Raw genomic sequence first — 17,062 nt, 5'->3', positions numbered from 1 at the left:
TCGGCCCGGTATCGACGGGCTTTTTCCCGTGTTTTCCGCCTTCTGCCCGGCACGCAGCAGCGTGCCGATGGAGACTGTTCTTCGTCGCGGTGACCCGCATCGCTCCAGCTATTCGCCCGATTTCTTTCCTCAGGCTCCACCGCGCCGGTGTGGCCAACGAGATCCAGGACGCCGCCCAGCGGTTGTCCCGCGAGTTTCCGTCGCTCTGGCTGTCCTGCGGAGTCAGCGTTTGTCGCCGAGACGAAGGGGACACGTGGTGACGGGCCGGTAATGTGTCTCTGGCCATAACGGCGATGAGACCGCCGTCGGGGAGTGTCGCCAACGCTTGCATCGTCATGCATATAAGCCCGACGTGTGCACAGCGTTCCCCCGGCTCGGCTTTCGCCCGGTCAAACCCAGCGTTCGTCGGTTCCATGCGCACCAGCGAATCGAACCTGTTTCCGAATCGACGTTGTCTCCGAATGACGACGGAACCATCCCGCGATGAGGAGCGTTTTGGATTCAGCGGCGAGTTTTCAGTCATTTTGCCGGTGTTTCCGAAGTGTCGAGATCGCGATGCGCACGAAAAAAGCCGTCCACCGATGACTGTTGCATCGGCGGACGGCTTGGCAGATCAGGCCATCGGGAGGCGTCGGGGCGGCGACCGAGGTGTCAGCTGGGCGGCGTGAACCGAGGTGCTTGCGGTTCGTCTTCTTCCTCGTCATCCAATTCGGCCCGGCGATGATCGTCGGACGTGTCGACCTTCAACGCGTCGCTGGTTTCCCGCTGAATTTCGCGGAACTGTTGCTGGACGTCATTGATGGAACGACGGAATTCGCGATACCGAGACCCAAATTTGCGTGCCACTTCGGGCAAATCGCTGCCGAACAACATGATCGCAATGATCGCGATCAGGATCAGCGAAAACGGGCTCAAACCGAACATTTCAGGCTTTCTCGGCCGAATTGTCGGTTCCCGCTTCGCCGTCGTCCTCGGCCGTTTCGCTCATGCCCTTTTTGAATTCGTTGGCGCTGCGGCCAAGGTTTCGCATCAGGCTGGGCAGCTTCGCACCGCCGAAAAGGACCAGGATGATCAGCAAAATGATGAACAGTTCGCTGCCGCCCGGCATGCCCATGAAAGCCAGGGAGATTCCCTGGTGCACAAAATCAAACATCTGTTTTTCGCCTCTGTGAAAATTAAGGTGGCGCAGGAAGCTTCAATCAAGAGAGCCATCCCCTCGCTCACGACCGGCGAAAGCGGGTAGGTCGATCGGCAGCCACCCGAACACAGAAGAACTGCGCCGGGCCCGTCGCGAACACCTCCAGAACCGTTGTGTCGGGGGCTATGCGTGACGTCGTTTTCGTCACACGCCCCCATTCTATTGCGGCCGGCGGGCCAGTCAAAGCCGCACTTCAGGTCGGCGCAGAAGATCCCGTCATCGGTGGTGCCGGTTTTTCCGGCGGCGATTGGCCGAAACCGAGGGGGGCGAGGCCAGCGCCACCGCGAGTCCGCACGGTCGACCGGTCCCGGCGGTCATCCGCGTCGGACAAGCCGATTTGAATGCCGTCCACCGGGCATCCAAGGGCCGAAAACGGGCGTAAAGCGTCGACCGCTTGTCAGTCGAGCGGTCTTGGGTGACGGTGTGTCGCCGCGGCCGATCTGGTGATTGAATCGTCGATCGGCCTCCGTGTTTTCAGGTTGTTTGGTTGTCCCACGGCCGCCCCTGCCCCCGCATTGATGAACCTCGTTTGATGATTGCCGACACGTACCAGATTTTCATGAGCGTGTTGGGCGTCTTTCTGGTCGTCGCCTTGGGAGCCTCGTGTCGCCGTGCCGGCTGGTTGACGCCCAACGCGGACCGCTCGTTGGCCAATTTGACGGCCAAGGTGTTGCTGCCGGCTTTGTTTTTCGACCGCATTTTGAGTGGCGACCGGATCGCATCTTTGTTGGATGCGTGGACACCGCCGCTGTTCGGATTCACGATCACCGTCATCGGATTCTTGTTGGGCTTGGGGCTGGCACGTCTGTTGGGCGGATGGATGGGGCTGAAAGACGCGTCCAGCCGCAGCGCGTTCGCACTGGGCGTAGGCATCTGTAATTACGGCTACATCCCGCTGCCGCTGGCCGAACGCTTTTATCCCGACGCCATGGTCGATCTGATCCTGCACAACGTCGGCGTGGATTTGGCCCTGTGGAGCGTCGGGGTGGCGATCATCAGCGGTGGCCGCGGGCAGCAACGCCAATGGTGGCGATCGCTGATCAGCCCGCCGCTTGTCGCGGTGGTGATCGCGATGACATTGAAGCGGACCGGTTGGGTCGACTTTGTGCCTCAGCCGATCTTGTTGGCGACTGAAAAGCTGGGCAGTTGTTCGGTGCCGCTGGGGCTGATGCTTTCGGGGGCCCTGATCATCGACTTTTTGAAAGACGCCGACTGGGGCGGAGCGATCCGCACGATCGTTTGTGCGGTCGGTTTTCGACAGCTGGTCATGCCGGTGGCGATTCTTGCCGTGGCCACGTTTCTGGCCCGGACGGTTCAAATGCAGCAGGTCTTGATGCTGCAAGCGGCGATGCCGGCGGCCATTTTCCCGATCGTCCTCGTCCGGCTTTATGATCGTGACACGGTGACGTCGATGCGGGTCATCCTGTCGACGTCGATCTTCGGCATCGTCATGGTGCCGTTTTGGCTGGCCGTCGGGAAATGGTGGTTAGGGGTCTGAACGAAGGTAAGGGAAAAGGTGTCAGGCGGATGGGGGACGAGCGTTGATGCGAATCAGTTTGCGTGAGTTGATCGGCCTGGTGACGATCGTGGCCTTATTGATCGGCGTCACCGGCTACGCGACGCGGCTATCGCAGTTGCGGGCAGAGCTCGAGGAACTGCGACAGGAGGTCGGCTACCTGCCGCGTCGATTCGATAACGAGCTGGCCGCCATCACCATTCCCACGTACCGACCGTTGACCTATCGGTTGCGCGTGCGGATCCCAAATTCCACGCCAGACGATCGTGCCTATCGGCTGGCCTATAGCACGGTGTGGCCCGAAGGGACGGCGGGACCGCGGTGGTATGCCGCGATGCCGGTTTCGCCGGGCGAGTCGGTGATCAATGTGGAAATCGCTCCCGATCCGAAAGACCAGCAGTGGAAAATCGCGGTGATCGTCCGTTCCGGTGACCGGACGAACCGTTTAGCGACGTCCTTGCCACAGGAGCACGTTGATGTGTTCCAGGGCGCGCACAAAGTGCTCAGCCAAGGCGTCGGTCGCCAGGCCAGTTCTCATGACGTGGACCGGCCGCTGCGTTTAATCGACCGACGCTGGCTCGCTGGGGAAGGTGGTCTGATGCTGTACGAGGACCGGCCGCCGCCGGGCGACCAGATCGGTGTGTTTGTGGAGCTGCAGCCAGACACCGGGCCTCTGTAGACGCCAACGTGGTGCAAATTAGGCCAGCGAAATCTAGGTGCAACGGACGGTGTTTTCGATCGTGCCGCCCGATGTCGCGTGTGCCCGGTAGAGGTCGCGCGTGGCCGGAGGAAGTCGCATTCCCCATTTGAATCGTGATGGCGGCTGATTGGCGGCGGGCCTCTCAGAATCGCTTTGCTTCCCCCACGATTAAGATTGTTGCACCCCCAATCGGGCTGTGTTAGGTTTGCTGTAACCACCCCGGTGGGGTGTGCGAATGAAGTCGCATTCCCCCCACGTTGTCGGCCTTGACCCGCCCGTCGCCGCAGGCCGCGGCCGATCCACCATCATCTGTCCGAGCAAGGAGTGACGATGTCCCGCTTCCAACGCAGTAACCGCCGTTCATCTTGGTTTTCAGCATCGCAGCAAAAGCCATCACGGCAGCGACGACGCACCGCAGCCACCAGAAGGCGTCGAATGCTGGTGGAGTCACTGGAAAGTCGCCGGTTGCTCGCGGTTTTCAGTGTCACGAACACGGCGGACGTTGGAGCCGGAAGCCTTCGTCAAGCGGTTCTCGACTCGAACTCGTCAGCCGGGCCGGACATCATCGAATTCGACTCGTCCCTCAGCGGTCAGTCGATCGGACTGAGCGGACCCGAGATTCAAATCGCGGACGATCTTGAAGTTCGCGGGCTCGGCGCCGACCGACTCACGGTATCCGGCCTTGGAAACTCGGCCGTATTCAACATCTCGAGCATCGGCATCAGCGTTGACATCGACGGTCTTCACATCACTGGTAGCGCGTCAGGGTCCCTGGGAGCAATCAATGCGGACGCTGACGGGATCGATCTGAAAATCAGCGACAGCCTTTTTACGAATAACCAGGGCGTCAATGGCGGTGCGGTGCGTGTTGTGGGTCAATCGTCGACCATTGAGATTATTGGGAGCACCTTTACAGAAAATGCGACCAGTTCACAGGGCGCAGCCATTCACGTTTGCTGCAACACAAATGATGTTCAGATTCTCAATTCAACGATTCATTCAAACACGGCTGCCGGCTCGGGCGGAGGAATTTTCAGCAACGCACCCACAACCGTCATCAACTCGACCATCACTGAAAACGTCGCGAATTTTGGTGGCGGCGGTGCGAGTAACTCGACAGGAAATTTTCTACTTCACAACACGATTGTCGCGAATAACACGGACCCATCCGGTGCGCCGAGCGATCTAGGAACGTCTTTCGGGAACACTTCTTTCGATCCGTCGAGCAGCCACAACATTATCGGCGATCCGGCTTCGTCGGGCGGGCTTTCAAACGGTGTCAACGGAAATCAGGTGGGCATCGATCCGTTGCTCGGACCACTGCAGGATAACGGCGGTCCAACGCCGACGCGGCTTCCACAGGTTGGAAGTTCCGCTATCGATGCTGGGGCTAACTTGGAAGCCATCAATGTCGGATTGTCGACCGACCAACGTGGCATCAGATCGAGGATTGTCAATGGAATCGTCGATGTCGGTGCCGTTGAAATAGGGGCCGATGTCGTTGAGGCCGACGCCAATGGTCCTTACACGATTGATGAAGGCGATTCGCTGACGCTGGACGTAAGTGGTTCCATAGCTGGGCCCAATGCTACGTATGAATGGGACGTCGACGGTGACGGCGATTTCGACGAGAACGTAAGCGGCGAAAACGTAACGCTGAGCTGGTCTCAACTTGTCGCTCTCGGCATCAATGACGGTCCTTTCTCCGGCAACGTCACCGTCCGTGTCACCGATCCGGGTGGCGGCAACGCCGACCCGTTGGATGTCGCCTTACTCTACGCCGACGTCCCAAGTTGGGCGGCGGAGGTCGAGTCGAAACTCAACAACCTGGGTGTCTTCGATTCAATCATGACGTTTGATGTTCGGTCGACCACACCGAGTCTGTCGACGCTACAAAACTTTGACAGTGTTCTCGTTTGGAGCAACTACGCATTTAGCGACTCGGTCGCGTTAGGGAACACATTGGCCGACTATGTGGACAGCGGCGGCGGTGTCGTGGTGCAAACATTCGCGACGTCTAGTGGTAGCGGCTTAGTCCCCCAGGGCCGATGGCAGTCCGGCGGATATCACCCAATAACGCAGAGCGGAAATGTTTCGGGAGGATCGTTGACGCTCGGCAACATAGCCGATCCCGGCCATCCGATTATGGCGGGAGTGTCGACATTCTCCGGTGGTTCTAGCAGCTATCGCGGCACGGGTTCGTTGACCTCTGGAACCAGCCTGATCGCAAGTTGGAGTAACGGTCAGCCTTTGGTTGCAGAGAAAACAACGCAGGCCGGGCAGATCGCATTGCTCAACTTTTTCCCACCGTCGTCGGACTCGCTCTCCGGCGCTTGGAATCCCTCAACCGATGGCGATCTGCTGATGGCTAATGCGCTTCGCTACGTCGCCGGTGGTGCGGGTGGCGGGGCTGGCTCGGGTGGTGTTCAGTCCGTTAATTGGACAAATCCGGTCAACGTTTCGATATCGAGCAACACGATTACCAAGACGGGCGGAGACAACAGCTGGAATGCGGATGCAGCTTCAACTTTGTCGATCCCAGCCGGAACTGATGGGTATGTGCAGGCAACAGCCCTTGAAACAAATACCTATCGTATGTTTGGGCTCTCGGATGCGAATACTGATCGCGATTTCACGTCACTCGACTATGCCGTTTACCTCAGGAACAACGGTTCGTTCGCAGTCTACGACAATGGGGTCGACCGCGGAACTTTCGGCGGCTACGCGGTCGGTGACGTATTCCGGGTCGAGCGCACGGGAACGATCATCAGGTACTTCAGGAATGGATCGCCTTTTTACACGTCGGGTGTTCCGTCGAGCAGCAGTCTGGCAATGGACGTCTCCATCTACACGCCCGGCGGCACGGTTGGGAATGCACTCATTTTCTCAACGCAGAACTCAACCGCTGGCGCCGATGCCGCTACCACCACGTTGACGATTGACAACGTTGCTCCTAGCGGTTTGACCCTGTCGCTTAGCGATGACAACATCCTAGAAAACGGCAGCACCGAGTTGTCGGGCAGTTTTACCGATCCCGGCACGGCGGACATCTACGATGTGGTGATCGATTGGGGTGACGGTTCACCGTTGCAAGTGGTCAATCTCGCCGCCGGAGTGACCAGCTTCAGTGGCATCAGTCACACGTACACCGATGACGGTCCGAATCCGGGCGGAGGCGTCCCGACGCACGATTATGACATTGTCGTGACCGTCGCCGATGATGATCAGCCGAGTTTGATCGACTCGTCGGTCGCTACGGTAACGGTCAATAACTTGCCGCCGAGCGTCGCCGCTGTTGCTGTCACTCCCGGTTCCATCGATGAGAACGGAACGGTCGTGCTCAGCGGCACAATCTCCGACGACGGTCCCAACGACATCTTCACCATCGGTGTCAACTGGGGCGACGGCAACACCGATTCGATCGAGCTCACCACGCCGCTGCCTTCCGGCGTCACGTACAATGCCGTAACCGGCCAGTTCACTATCGAGCATCAATACCTGGATGATGGAGATTCGCCCGGCAACGGAACAGCTTCGGATAGTTACATCTTGAACGTCATCGTTCAGGATGATGATGGCGGTTTAGTCAACGGGAGTTCTACCAGCTTGCTACCGCAGATTTTCACGACCCATCAAGGCTCCCGACTTGGTGCTATCAATCCTGACAATGGCACTGGAAACGACATTGGAGCATTTGGCATCGGTGGCACATTTGGAAATGCCTTCGATCTCGATGGAACGCTGTACGCGACTCTGAATTCGAATATGCTCGGGGCCGTCGACATCAACAGTGGGACGGCTACAGCTATCGGCTCGCTTCCGGAAAACATGTACGCGATCGAGATCGACAGCAATGGAGCCATGTACGGATTGGCGTTGTCCGGTAGGCTCTATGGCATCAACAAGTCGACCGGGGCAGGAACGCTAATTGGTGATACCGGAATCACAAGTACGATGGATATCGCGTTCGATTCATCTGACAATCTGTACGCGACCGTTAACAACCAAATTTGGTTGGTTGACACTTCTAACGCAGTTGCCACGAGTCTAGGTGCTTATTCTGGAGTCCAATCTGGATCTGTGATGGGACTGATGTTCGACGCAACTGATAGGCTTTTCGCTACGAACTATATTCCAGGGGCTGAACTGTACGAAGTCGATTTAGGTACTCTGAATACAACAATCGTCGGTGAAACGGGGCTCAATCAGCCGCATGGTGGAGATATTCCATTTTCTAGCTTGGTTGCGTTAGTGAATAATGTCAGTCCAACGTTTGACGCCCCCATTTCCGACGCAACGCTGTTGCCATCGGAAGCAGGTGGGTACGGGGTGACGGTAGACTTCACCGACCCAGGTACGCTTGATGTGCATACGGTGACCGTGAATTGGGGCGATGGTTCCTTCGGTCCGACGTTTGAACAGGTATTCGAGGTCTCGCCGAACGGCCAGCGTTCGTTCGAACTCAATCATACTTACACGAGCGAAGGCATTTTCATCGTCACCGTCGTCCTTGAGGACGACGATTTAGGAACAGCCACGGAGACGTTCGAAGTTAGCGTCAACCTGAACGATCCACCCACCGCCGGGGACGGACATGTCACGACTCTCGAAGACACGACGTACACGTTCGCGGCAGGTGACTTTAACTTTGACGACCCCGATGCGGGCGATACGTTGCAGGCGGTCAAATTCACTTCGCTGCCCGCGTTGGGCTCCTTGTACTTGGATTTAAACGACAACAATGTCAACGATGGTGAATCGTTGGCTTCCGGCGACACCGTCAGCATTTCCGACATCGATGCTGGAAGACTGGGATTCGAGCCTTTTAGCCATGAAAGCGGCAGTCCCTACGCCACGTTCGACTTTCAAGTCAATGATGGTGAAGAGTTTTCGGTGCTCGATTACACCATGACCGTCAATGTCACCCCCGTTGTCGATGCACCGACACTGAATGTCGACGACTCTGTCGGCAATGAAGACACGGCGATTCCCCTGACGATTGATCCGCAACTGATTGATACCGATGGTTCCGAGATGCTCACAGTCACCGTCAGCGGAATTCCTGACGGCGCAGTGCTAAGCGATGGTGTGAATTTATTCACCGCAACCGCATCGAGTGATTCCGTAGAGATCTCTGCCTGGTCACGCTCCAACTTGACCATCACCCCACCACTGCACAGCGACGGTGAAATTCAACTTCAGGTGGCGGCCACGGCAACCGAATCAGCTTCAACTTCTTCGAATAATGTGACCATCTTCCCGACTGATCCGCTGGGCGGAAACTGCATTCCACTCGGCGAAAGCGTTGCGTTCGGACCGTTTAGCGGTTGGGTTTACCAAAACATTCCCGCGTTCAATGCTAGTCCAGGCGACATCTTGGCCTTCGACATGCACGTCCCGAATGACGTTCCGGTTCAGTATGACATTGAACTCGTTCCGACGACCGTCAATGGCGGGGATGCGCCGGATGGCCCCTACACAAAGGTCATCAGCAACACGCAAACGGCCACCAGTCCCCTGGGGGACTCGATTGAAGGCAACTTCGAACTGGAGTTCACGTTCGAGTCTGCATTCAGCTTCGCCGGTGGCGGATTGATCATTCGCTTCTCGAACCCGGGTGGCGCGTTTGCTTCGGATTCAAGCTGCAATGGAACAGCCGTATACGGAAACTCAAGCGACCCGAGCGGCTACTTTGTGAAGCAGTTTTTTAGTGACGACGACGGGCTTCCGACCTATACGAGGGAAAGAAACAGGGTTATCGGAGCCTTTGAAGTGAGGTCGAGCGGTGATTCGGCAACCACGATCGCCATGATTGACGTTCAAGTCGACGCCGTGGCCGACGCTCCCACGCTGTCGGTCAACAACAGCGTGGTCACCAACGAAGACACCGCGGTGAACCTCGGCATCAGCAGTGCTCTGGTCGATACCGACGGCAGTGAATCGCTGACGGTCTCGGTCAGTGGTGCACCCGCCGGTGTGACGCTCAGCGATGGCTCCAACACAGTCGTTTCGACTGGTTCCGCGATCGACGTGACCGGCTGGTCACTCGGCGACATTACTATTTTGCCGCCGCTTCACGACGACGGTGAATTCCAATTGAGTGTGACAGCCACGTCGACCGAAACCGCTCCAACCAGCACCGACACGACGGTTGCCTCGCTCAGCGCCAACACGATCGCGACGATCGCCGTTCAAGTCGATGCCGTGGCCGACGCTCCCACGCTGTCGGTCAACAACAGCGTGGTCACCAACGAAGACACCGCGGTGAACCTCGGCATCAGCAGTGCTCTGGTCGATACCGACGGCAGTGAATCGCTGACGGTCTCGGTCAGTGGTGCACCCGCCGGTGTGACGCTCAGCGATGGCTCCAACACAGTCGTTTCGACTGGTTCCGCGATCGACGTGACCGGCTGGTCACTCGGCGACATTACTATTTTGCCGCCGCTTCACGACGACGGTGAATTCCAATTGAGTGTGACAGCCACGTCGACCGAAACCGCTCCAACCAGCACCGACACGACGGTTGCCTCGCTCAGCGCCAACACGATCGCGACGATCGCCGTTCAAGTCGATGCCGTGGCCGACGCTCCCACGCTGTCGGTCAACAACAGCGTGGTCACCAACGAAGACACCGCGGTGAACCTCGGCATCAGCAGTGCGCTGGTCGATACCGACGGCAGTGAATCGCTGACGGTCTCGGTCAGTGGTGCACCCGCCGGTGCGACGCTCAGCGATGGCTCCAACACAGTCGTTTCGACTGGTTCCGCGATCGACGTGACCGGCTGGTCACTCGGCGACATTACTATTTTGCCGCCGCTTCACGACGACGGTGAATTCCAATTGAGTGTGACAGCCACGTCGACCGAAACCGCTCCAACCAGCACCGACACGACGGTTGCCTCGCTCAGCGCCAACACGATCGCGACGATCGCCGTTCAAGTCGATGCCGTGGCCGACGCTCCCACGCTGTCGGTCAACAACAGCGTGGTCACCAACGAAGACACCGCGGTGAACCTCGGCATCAGCAGTGCTCTGGTCGATACCGACGGCAGTGAATCGCTGACGGTCTCGGTCAGTGGTGCACCCGCCGGTGTGACGCTCAGCGATGGCTCCAACACAGTCGTTTCGACTGGTTCCGCGATCGACGTGACCGGCTGGTCACTCGGCGACATTACTATTTTGCCGCCGCTTCACGACGACGGTGAATTCCAATTGAGTGTGACAGCCACGTCGACCGAAACCGCTCCAACCAGCACCGACACGACGGTTGCCTCGCTCAGCGCCAACACGATCGCGACGATCGCCGTTCAAGTCGATGCCGTGGCCGACGCTCCCACGCTGTCGGTCAACAACAGCGTGGTCACCAACGAAGACACCGCGGTGAACCTCGGCATCAGCAGTGCTCTGGTCGATACCGACGGCAGTGAATCGCTGACGGTCTCGGTCAGTGGTGCACCCGCCGGTGCGACGCTCAGCGATGGCTCCAACACAGTCGTTTCGACTGGTTCCGCGATCGACGTGACCGGCTGGTCACTCGGCGACATTACTATTTTGCCGCCGCTTCACGACGACGGTGAATTCCAATTGAGTGTGACAGCCACGTCGACCGAAACCGCTCCAACCAGCACCGACACGACGGTTGCCTCGCTCAGCGCCAACACGATCGCGACGATTGACGTTCAAGTCGACGCCGTGGCCGACGGGCCGAGTCTTTCGGTGGTTCCCACGGCAAGCGGAACAGAAAATGTTCCCATCCCGCTGACCATCGCGTCGAGCCTTGTCGACACCGACGGATCGGAGAGCCTGCTCATTTATGTCTCGGGAGTTTTGGTCGGTAGCTTGTTGAACAACGGCACGGATAACGGTGGTGGGAATTGGACGTTGACGCCCGCGGAGCTCAGTGGACTTTCCATTCTGGTTCCGGATGACGCATCCTTCACGTTGACCGTGACGGCAATGTCCACCGAGAGTGCCCCCACGAGCTCTGACCCCACGGTGGCGGTCTTGACTGCCGACACGGTCTCGACGATTGACGTTTCCGTAGCCAATTCTGATCCCATTTTGACGGTGGATCCGATCACGTTCGGGACTCAGTCGAATAAGGCGACGCCGGATGATGCGCTTACGATCAGTGGATCATTTACGGATCCCAGTCCGGTCGATTCTCATACGGTCATCATCGACTGGGGTGAGATTGCGGATGACGCGTCTAATTCTGCAGATGATCGATCGGTCATCGAGATCGCCGCTGGAGATCCTCGCGAATTCGCTGCGGATCACGTGTACGCGACCGGTGGAATCTTTACGGTTACCGTGACCGTCGTTGATGACGATGGAGGTTCGGACTCTGACTCGTCTACCGAAATGTGGGTCAGCGGTGTCCGTGTTGATCCGAATACGGACCAGCTTCAGATCATCGGCTCATCGGGCAAAGACATCGTCAGTGCCCGGCTGATCGGAGGCGGCAGCGATGGCGGGTCCGATGGGGGCAGCGATGGCGGTGATGACGGACCGGGTAATGAACCCCGCGTCAAAGTCATTGCCAACCTGAATCTTCAAGGTAGCGACGGTGGCTCCGATGGCGGAAGCGACGGTGGTTCCGACGGCGGGGCCGATATCTTCTACTTTGACCCGGCCGACATCCAAACCGTTCACATCGTCCTTTGCGAAGGAAACGACCACGCATCGTTGAATGGCGGGTCCGATGGTGGATCAGACGGCGGTTCGGATGGTGGTGGAGATGCCTGGTATGAGTCGTCCCTCATCGAAGGGAACGGCGGCAATGATAAGCTCACCGGAGGAGCCGGACGGGATATCATTCTCGGTGGTTCAGGGAAAGACAAACTGGATGGCGGTGACGGCAACGACGTGCTTTCCGGGGGCACCGGACGCGATAGCCTCTACGGCCGCGACGGGCTCGACATCCTGATCGGAGGAGATGACAAAGACAAGCTCAAGGGCGGTCGCGACAATGACTTGCTGATCGGCGGTTTGGCGAGCAACTCCGAGGACATCGCCGCACTGGATGCAGCGCTGACGGATTGGGCGGCTGACCAAAGCACCGCACCCTCCTCGCTGGGCCTTCTATCGGACGACGGCGATAAGGATGACATGAAAGGGGAGAAGGGAGTCGACCTCTTGATCGGATTTGGAAATGACAAGTTGAAGCAATGAGAGAGATGGATTGAGCCATTCCCCAACGCCAGCGAGTGACTCTTCGGACGATCCAGGTGATCGCTCGCGCATCGTTTACCTGATGCGCGGGTTACCGGGTTGCGGAAAGAGTCACCGGGCGTGGCGTTTGGCGGGAGATGGTGGCGTCGTCCTGGAAACGGATCAGTACTTTTACACCCAAGTTGGTGACGATCCTGGACACTACGACTATGACGCGGAGTTTATGCAAACGGCTCGAGACTGGAATTTTGATCGCTTTCGTTCAGCAATCCGCCAGCGGGCTTCACCCATCGTGGTGGATCGCGGCAACGGATTGAATGCGGAAACTCAGCGGTACGCTATCCTGGCCGCTGAAAGTGGTTACCAGATCAAGTTGGCCGAGCCTGATTCACCGTGGTGGCAAGAATTGCGTGTCCTCTTGAAGTACAAGCAATACGTCGATGAAACGCTGTTCGACCAATGGGCGGAAAAGCTCTCCGAGGCGACGCGAAGGACGCATCGGGTACCGGCATCAACGATCCGGCGATGGATGCGGGCGTGGCGAGCCGAGTTGACGATCGAAGAGATCTTGCAACTTGAGTGAGTTCTTCTCCAGCGTGACTGCGTCATACGCAGCTTGATCACGGCTGCATTCGACCATTGGTCTACGGGCGGCTATGGGGCGTGACGCGTTGCCACCAAGTTTCGATCGGTCTTGTTGAATGCGCCCGGCGTGCTGCCGGGCGGGTGGGCCGGTCGATCACGTGGGTGTGTGCCGACCAATTTCCAATGACCGCCGCTGGTCATTTCGCTGTACACCCCCGGGACAATTGGGGTGGTCGTTGATTTATGCTACCTTGCCAGACCGATCGAGAGACGAGCACTTCCAACCACTAGCCACTTCCAGCAGCCTTGCCAAAAGACTTCCTAAAAAACGCCGCGGAGCAGTATGACGTCATCGTGATCGGCAGTGGATTGGCCGGAATGACCAGCGCCAATATCTTGGGGCGGGCCGGTCATCGTGTCTTGCTGCTGGAACAGCACTACAAATTGGGCGGGCTGGCGACGTGGTTTCTGCGCCCCGGTGGCCACGTGTTTGACATCTCGCTGCACGGGTTCCCGCACGGGATGATCAAGTCGTGTCGCCGGTACTGGAACCGCGACATCGCCGATCGCATCGTCCAGCTGAAGAACATTCGTTTCGACAATCCTCAGTTTTCACTGACGACGACCTTTAATCGCGAAGACTTCACGCGGTTATTGACGACCCGGTTCGGCATCGAACACCAAACCGTGGTCGACTTTTTCGATACCGCCCGTGGGATGAACTTCTACGACGACCAAACGACCACGACCAAGCAACTGTTCGATCGTTTCTTTCCCGGCCGCAGTGATGTGGTCCGTCTGCTGATGGAACCGATCACCTATGCCAACGGTTCGACGCTGGAGGATCCCGCGATCACCTACGGCATCGTGTTCAGCAATTTCATGTCCAAGGGCGTCTTCATTTACGAAGGCGGCACCGACGATTTGGTCGGCCGCATGAAGAAGGAGCTGATCAAAAACGGTGTGGACATTGCGATCAACTGTGGCGTCGATCGGGTGGTGGTCGATGGCGGACGCGTCACCGGCGTGGAAGTCAACGGACGCCGGATCGGTTGCCGCGCCGTGGTCAGCAACGCCAACCTGAAGACCACCGTGCTGAAGATGGTGGGCGAAGACCATTTGGATCCGCAGTTCGTCCAGGACGCTCGCGATGTGCGGCTGAACAACAGCAGCACCCAGGTCTACATGGCGCTGAAGGAGGGCGAAACGATCGACGAATCCTCCGGTGATCTGTTCTTCACCAGCACGGCCGAGGAATTTCGAACCGACCTGTTGCTGTCGCGTGACATCACCAGCCGCACGTTCAGTTTTTACTATCCAAAGACTCGGCCGCAAAAAGAAAAGAAACGTTTCGCGGTCGTCAGCAGCACTAACGCCAATTGGTCAGACTGGGCGAACCTGGATGAAGCTGAATACGAGGCCAGCAAGAAAGACTTGGTGGAAACCACCATCGACGCGCTGGACCGTTACTTGCCCGGCATCCGTGAAAAGATCGACCACGCCGAAGCCGCCACGCCGCGGACGTTCCAACATTACACCCGCCACGAGACGGGCGCCAGTTTCGGGACCAAGTTCGAAGGCCTGGGGGTCAGCCGCGCACTGCCGCAACAGGTCCGCGGTATGTTCCACGCCGGCAGCGTTGGAATCATCATGAGCGGTTGGTTGGGCGCGATCAACTACGGCGTCATTGTCAGCAACGAAGTCGATCAGTTGCTGGTCCAGCCGTCGCCGGCGACCGTCTGACACGTTGCCGCCGAGTTAACGTCATTAAGCCTTGTGCGATCACCAGCGATCCAGTGGACTTGTTTGACGACGCTGGCCCTGCCCGGTCTGGTCGTTGCCGGTCGAACCGGGGGCCAGGTGCACCGTCCAAGCCAGCGTACCGTCATCCCCGGCGGCCGATTCAAACGCGACCATCGACGTGCCACGGTTGGGCGAATCAAATTCGCTTCGTGGTGTCGCGGTGTCGATGACCTGCCACGGCGCATCGTCGGGCCCGTCGACCGTTAAACGTAGCGATTGGCCGTCTTGTCGAAGCAGCATTTCACGGCCGGTTGAATCGGCATCGGCCTTTTCGGCTTTTGTGATCATGCCCCACCGGACGGTGTCGCCGGGTTTCAGGCCCGACAGTTCATCGCGAATGATCACGCTGCCGTCGTCCAGCATGCGAAAGCCTCGGCGGACGGATTCAGCTTGCCCGGCATAAACGTCGCTCATGTCGACGATGGTCGTCGCCGACTTGGCATCGAATTTGGCAATCGTTCCGAATCCTTTCGCACGTTGCAGTTGCCCGTTGATCACCAGCGTGTTGTGCCCCGCGTTGGACTGGCGAAAGATCGTCCATCGGTCGCTGTTTTGGCTGCGGTCCCACAGATTCATGCCGCGAGATTCGATGCCGTGATAGCCTTCGGCACCCAAATCAACGGCCCAGCGGATGGTATCGGCATCCAGCACGAACGAACCGACGTCCATGTTGCCGTGGTTGGCCGATGGTGAACCGGCTTTGATGCCCAGGAAGGTTTGTCGCTGTGGATCCCAAGAACTGCGGTGAACAGTGATGGGCACATCACCACCCGGATTCCAATTCAACGGCAGCGAATCCGCCGGGTTACCGGGACTGGTATCGTCCTGCCAAATCAGTGCCAGCGGCAGCAATCGGTTGGAACTGCTTGCGGCCGACCGTGGGGTGACGGATTCGGCGTAACTTTGGATGCGCTGCGTTTCGCCCATCAGCCAAGCGGGCTGGTCGAACCGGCTGGCGAACCAAAACAGACACGACTGTGGCGACCGACCCGAACCGCCGTCGGCATAGTTGAAGGTTTCGCCGCTGGGGCCGGTGACCATGGTCAGGTAGCCGCCCGTTTTGTCGAAGCCCGGGCAATGGCTGAGACCAAAGTCGGTGCCCAGGGCGGTTTCCAGTGCATCGATCAAGACGACGTTGAATCCGGTGCCGTAGGCCCAGTATCCGGGACCTTCGGGATAGCAACCCTCCGGTGCAAAGACATGCATCGACCGGGTGACATTGTCGATCGCATTCTTGACCGTCTTGGCCGCCAGTTCCGGATGATCTTCGGCGACCGCCAGTGCACCCGCGGTCAGTCCGGCGTGACAGACTTGTCCCCAGTTGTTGCTGGCGCGGACCCAGCCTTTGTGATTGGTCTCAAACGGCAAACTGACGCCTTTTTCGACGATGGCGTTACGGATTTGTTGACGTTGATCGTCCGTCATCGCATCGAAACACCAGTCATAGCCGATCGCCAGTGCCAGTGTCATTTCACCGACGTCCAGAAAGTGCGACGGATTCCAATCGGTAAATCGGGCGGCGGCCAACATCTCGACGACGCATCGGTCGGCATACGCGGCGTTGTCGGTGATCTGATAGGCCGTGGCCAAGACCAACACTCGTTTGAGCGCCGTACGCGAGACGTCCAGCAAACGCCGGCCTTCCAGTTGACGCCGGACCGGCGGTGTATCGGCCAGCCAGTCGGCTTGACGGATGACCGCGTCGGCTAGTGTTTTGCGAAGCGGATCATCGGCGATCGAACGCTTCAGCGTCGAAAACGCTTCCGCGTCCGCAAACAAACGCGGATGAACCGGATCGATGGAATCGACCAGCTGGCGAACTTGATCGATCGATGCATCCGGCGGGTACGCTGTGTCGACATCGCCGGGACCGGCCGCCCATGTCAGATGTGAACCGGGAAGCAGCAACAGCCAGGCGAACATGGCGACCGCAAGCGGGCGGCATCGCCGAAAAATCCTGGCGTCGATGGAGGTATCAAAGATCCCAGTGGGACGATTCGAGGTGGGAAGCAGTGACATCGCGATGGTGTGGGATGGCGGGTAGGATGGTGGGGCATTGCCGATGCAGTGTCTTGCCAAGTTGTTT

At 58.4% G+C, this 17,062-nt stretch carries 9 protein-coding genes and 1 pseudogene; 6 read left to right on the top strand and 4 right to left on the bottom strand.

Annotated elements, in window-relative coordinates:
• Positions 1-651: 651 nt before the first annotated feature.
• Both Mal65_RS17105 and tatA read right to left on the bottom strand, forming a co-directional pair.
• Positions 652-924, bottom strand: a complete 273-nt coding sequence (locus tag Mal65_RS17105; RefSeq protein ID WP_145300216.1) for a Sec-independent protein translocase subunit TatA/TatB — start codon at positions 922-924, stop codon at positions 652-654.
• Between the two features lies 1 nt (position 925).
• A complete protein-coding gene (tatA, locus tag Mal65_RS17100; protein ID WP_196784246.1) occupies positions 926-1,153 on the bottom strand; it encodes a twin-arginine translocase TatA/TatE family subunit in 228 nt (75 codons plus the stop codon).
• A gap of 577 nt (positions 1,154-1,730) precedes the next feature.
• Here tatA and Mal65_RS17095 point away from each other — a divergent pair.
• Together Mal65_RS17095 and Mal65_RS17090 are read left to right on the top strand one after the other, a co-directional pair.
• Positions 1,731-2,696, top strand: coding sequence for an AEC family transporter (locus tag Mal65_RS17095; RefSeq protein ID WP_145300213.1), 966 nt, complete (start codon positions 1,731-1,733; stop codon positions 2,694-2,696).
• A gap of 58 nt (positions 2,697-2,754) precedes the next feature.
• Positions 2,755-3,393, top strand: a complete 639-nt coding sequence (locus tag Mal65_RS17090) for a hypothetical protein (protein ID WP_145300210.1) — start codon at positions 2,755-2,757, stop codon at positions 3,391-3,393.
• A 567-nt stretch (positions 3,394-3,960) separates the two neighbouring features.
• Here Mal65_RS17090 and Mal65_RS26590 read toward each other — a convergent pair.
• Positions 3,961-4,161, bottom strand: coding sequence for a hypothetical protein (locus Mal65_RS26590; protein ID WP_165701337.1), 201 nt, complete (start codon positions 4,159-4,161; stop codon positions 3,961-3,963).
• Positions 4,162-4,275: 114 nt separating this feature from the next.
• Here Mal65_RS26590 and Mal65_RS27540 point away from each other — a divergent pair.
• The 4 genes and pseudogenes from Mal65_RS27540 to Mal65_RS17075 all read left to right on the top strand — a co-directional run.
• Positions 4,276-4,842: pseudogene (locus tag Mal65_RS27540) on the top strand (choice-of-anchor Q domain-containing protein); the annotation flags it as partial.
• Positions 4,843-6,246: 1,404 nt separating this feature from the next.
• Positions 6,247-12,588, top strand: a complete 6,342-nt coding sequence (locus Mal65_RS17085) for a hypothetical protein (protein WP_165701335.1) — start codon at positions 6,247-6,249, stop codon at positions 12,586-12,588.
• 10 nt (positions 12,589-12,598) lie between these two features.
• Complete coding sequence (locus Mal65_RS17080; protein ID WP_165701334.1) at positions 12,599-13,171, top strand: AAA family ATPase; 573 nt, start codon at positions 12,599-12,601, stop codon at positions 13,169-13,171.
• Between the two features lie 308 nt (positions 13,172-13,479).
• Positions 13,480-14,916 carry a phytoene desaturase family protein gene (locus Mal65_RS17075; protein ID WP_145300201.1) on the top strand — a complete coding sequence of 479 codons (1,437 nt, stop codon included), beginning with the start codon at positions 13,480-13,482 and terminating at the stop codon, positions 14,914-14,916.
• A 39-nt stretch (positions 14,917-14,955) separates the two neighbouring features.
• On the opposite strand, the gene Mal65_RS17070 is transcribed toward Mal65_RS17075, so the two are convergent.
• Complete coding sequence (locus Mal65_RS17070) at positions 14,956-16,995, bottom strand: heparinase II/III domain-containing protein (RefSeq protein ID WP_145300198.1); 2,040 nt, start codon at positions 16,993-16,995, stop codon at positions 14,956-14,958.
• Positions 16,996-17,062: the final 67 nt, after the last annotated feature.

It is taken from the genome of Crateriforma conspicua (assembly GCF_007752935.1).
Lineage (GTDB): Bacteria > Planctomycetota > Planctomycetia > Pirellulales > Pirellulaceae > Crateriforma > Crateriforma conspicua.
The sequence above is the reverse complement of the archived record's forward strand: the minus strand, read 5'-3'. Positions and strand labels throughout refer to the sequence as shown.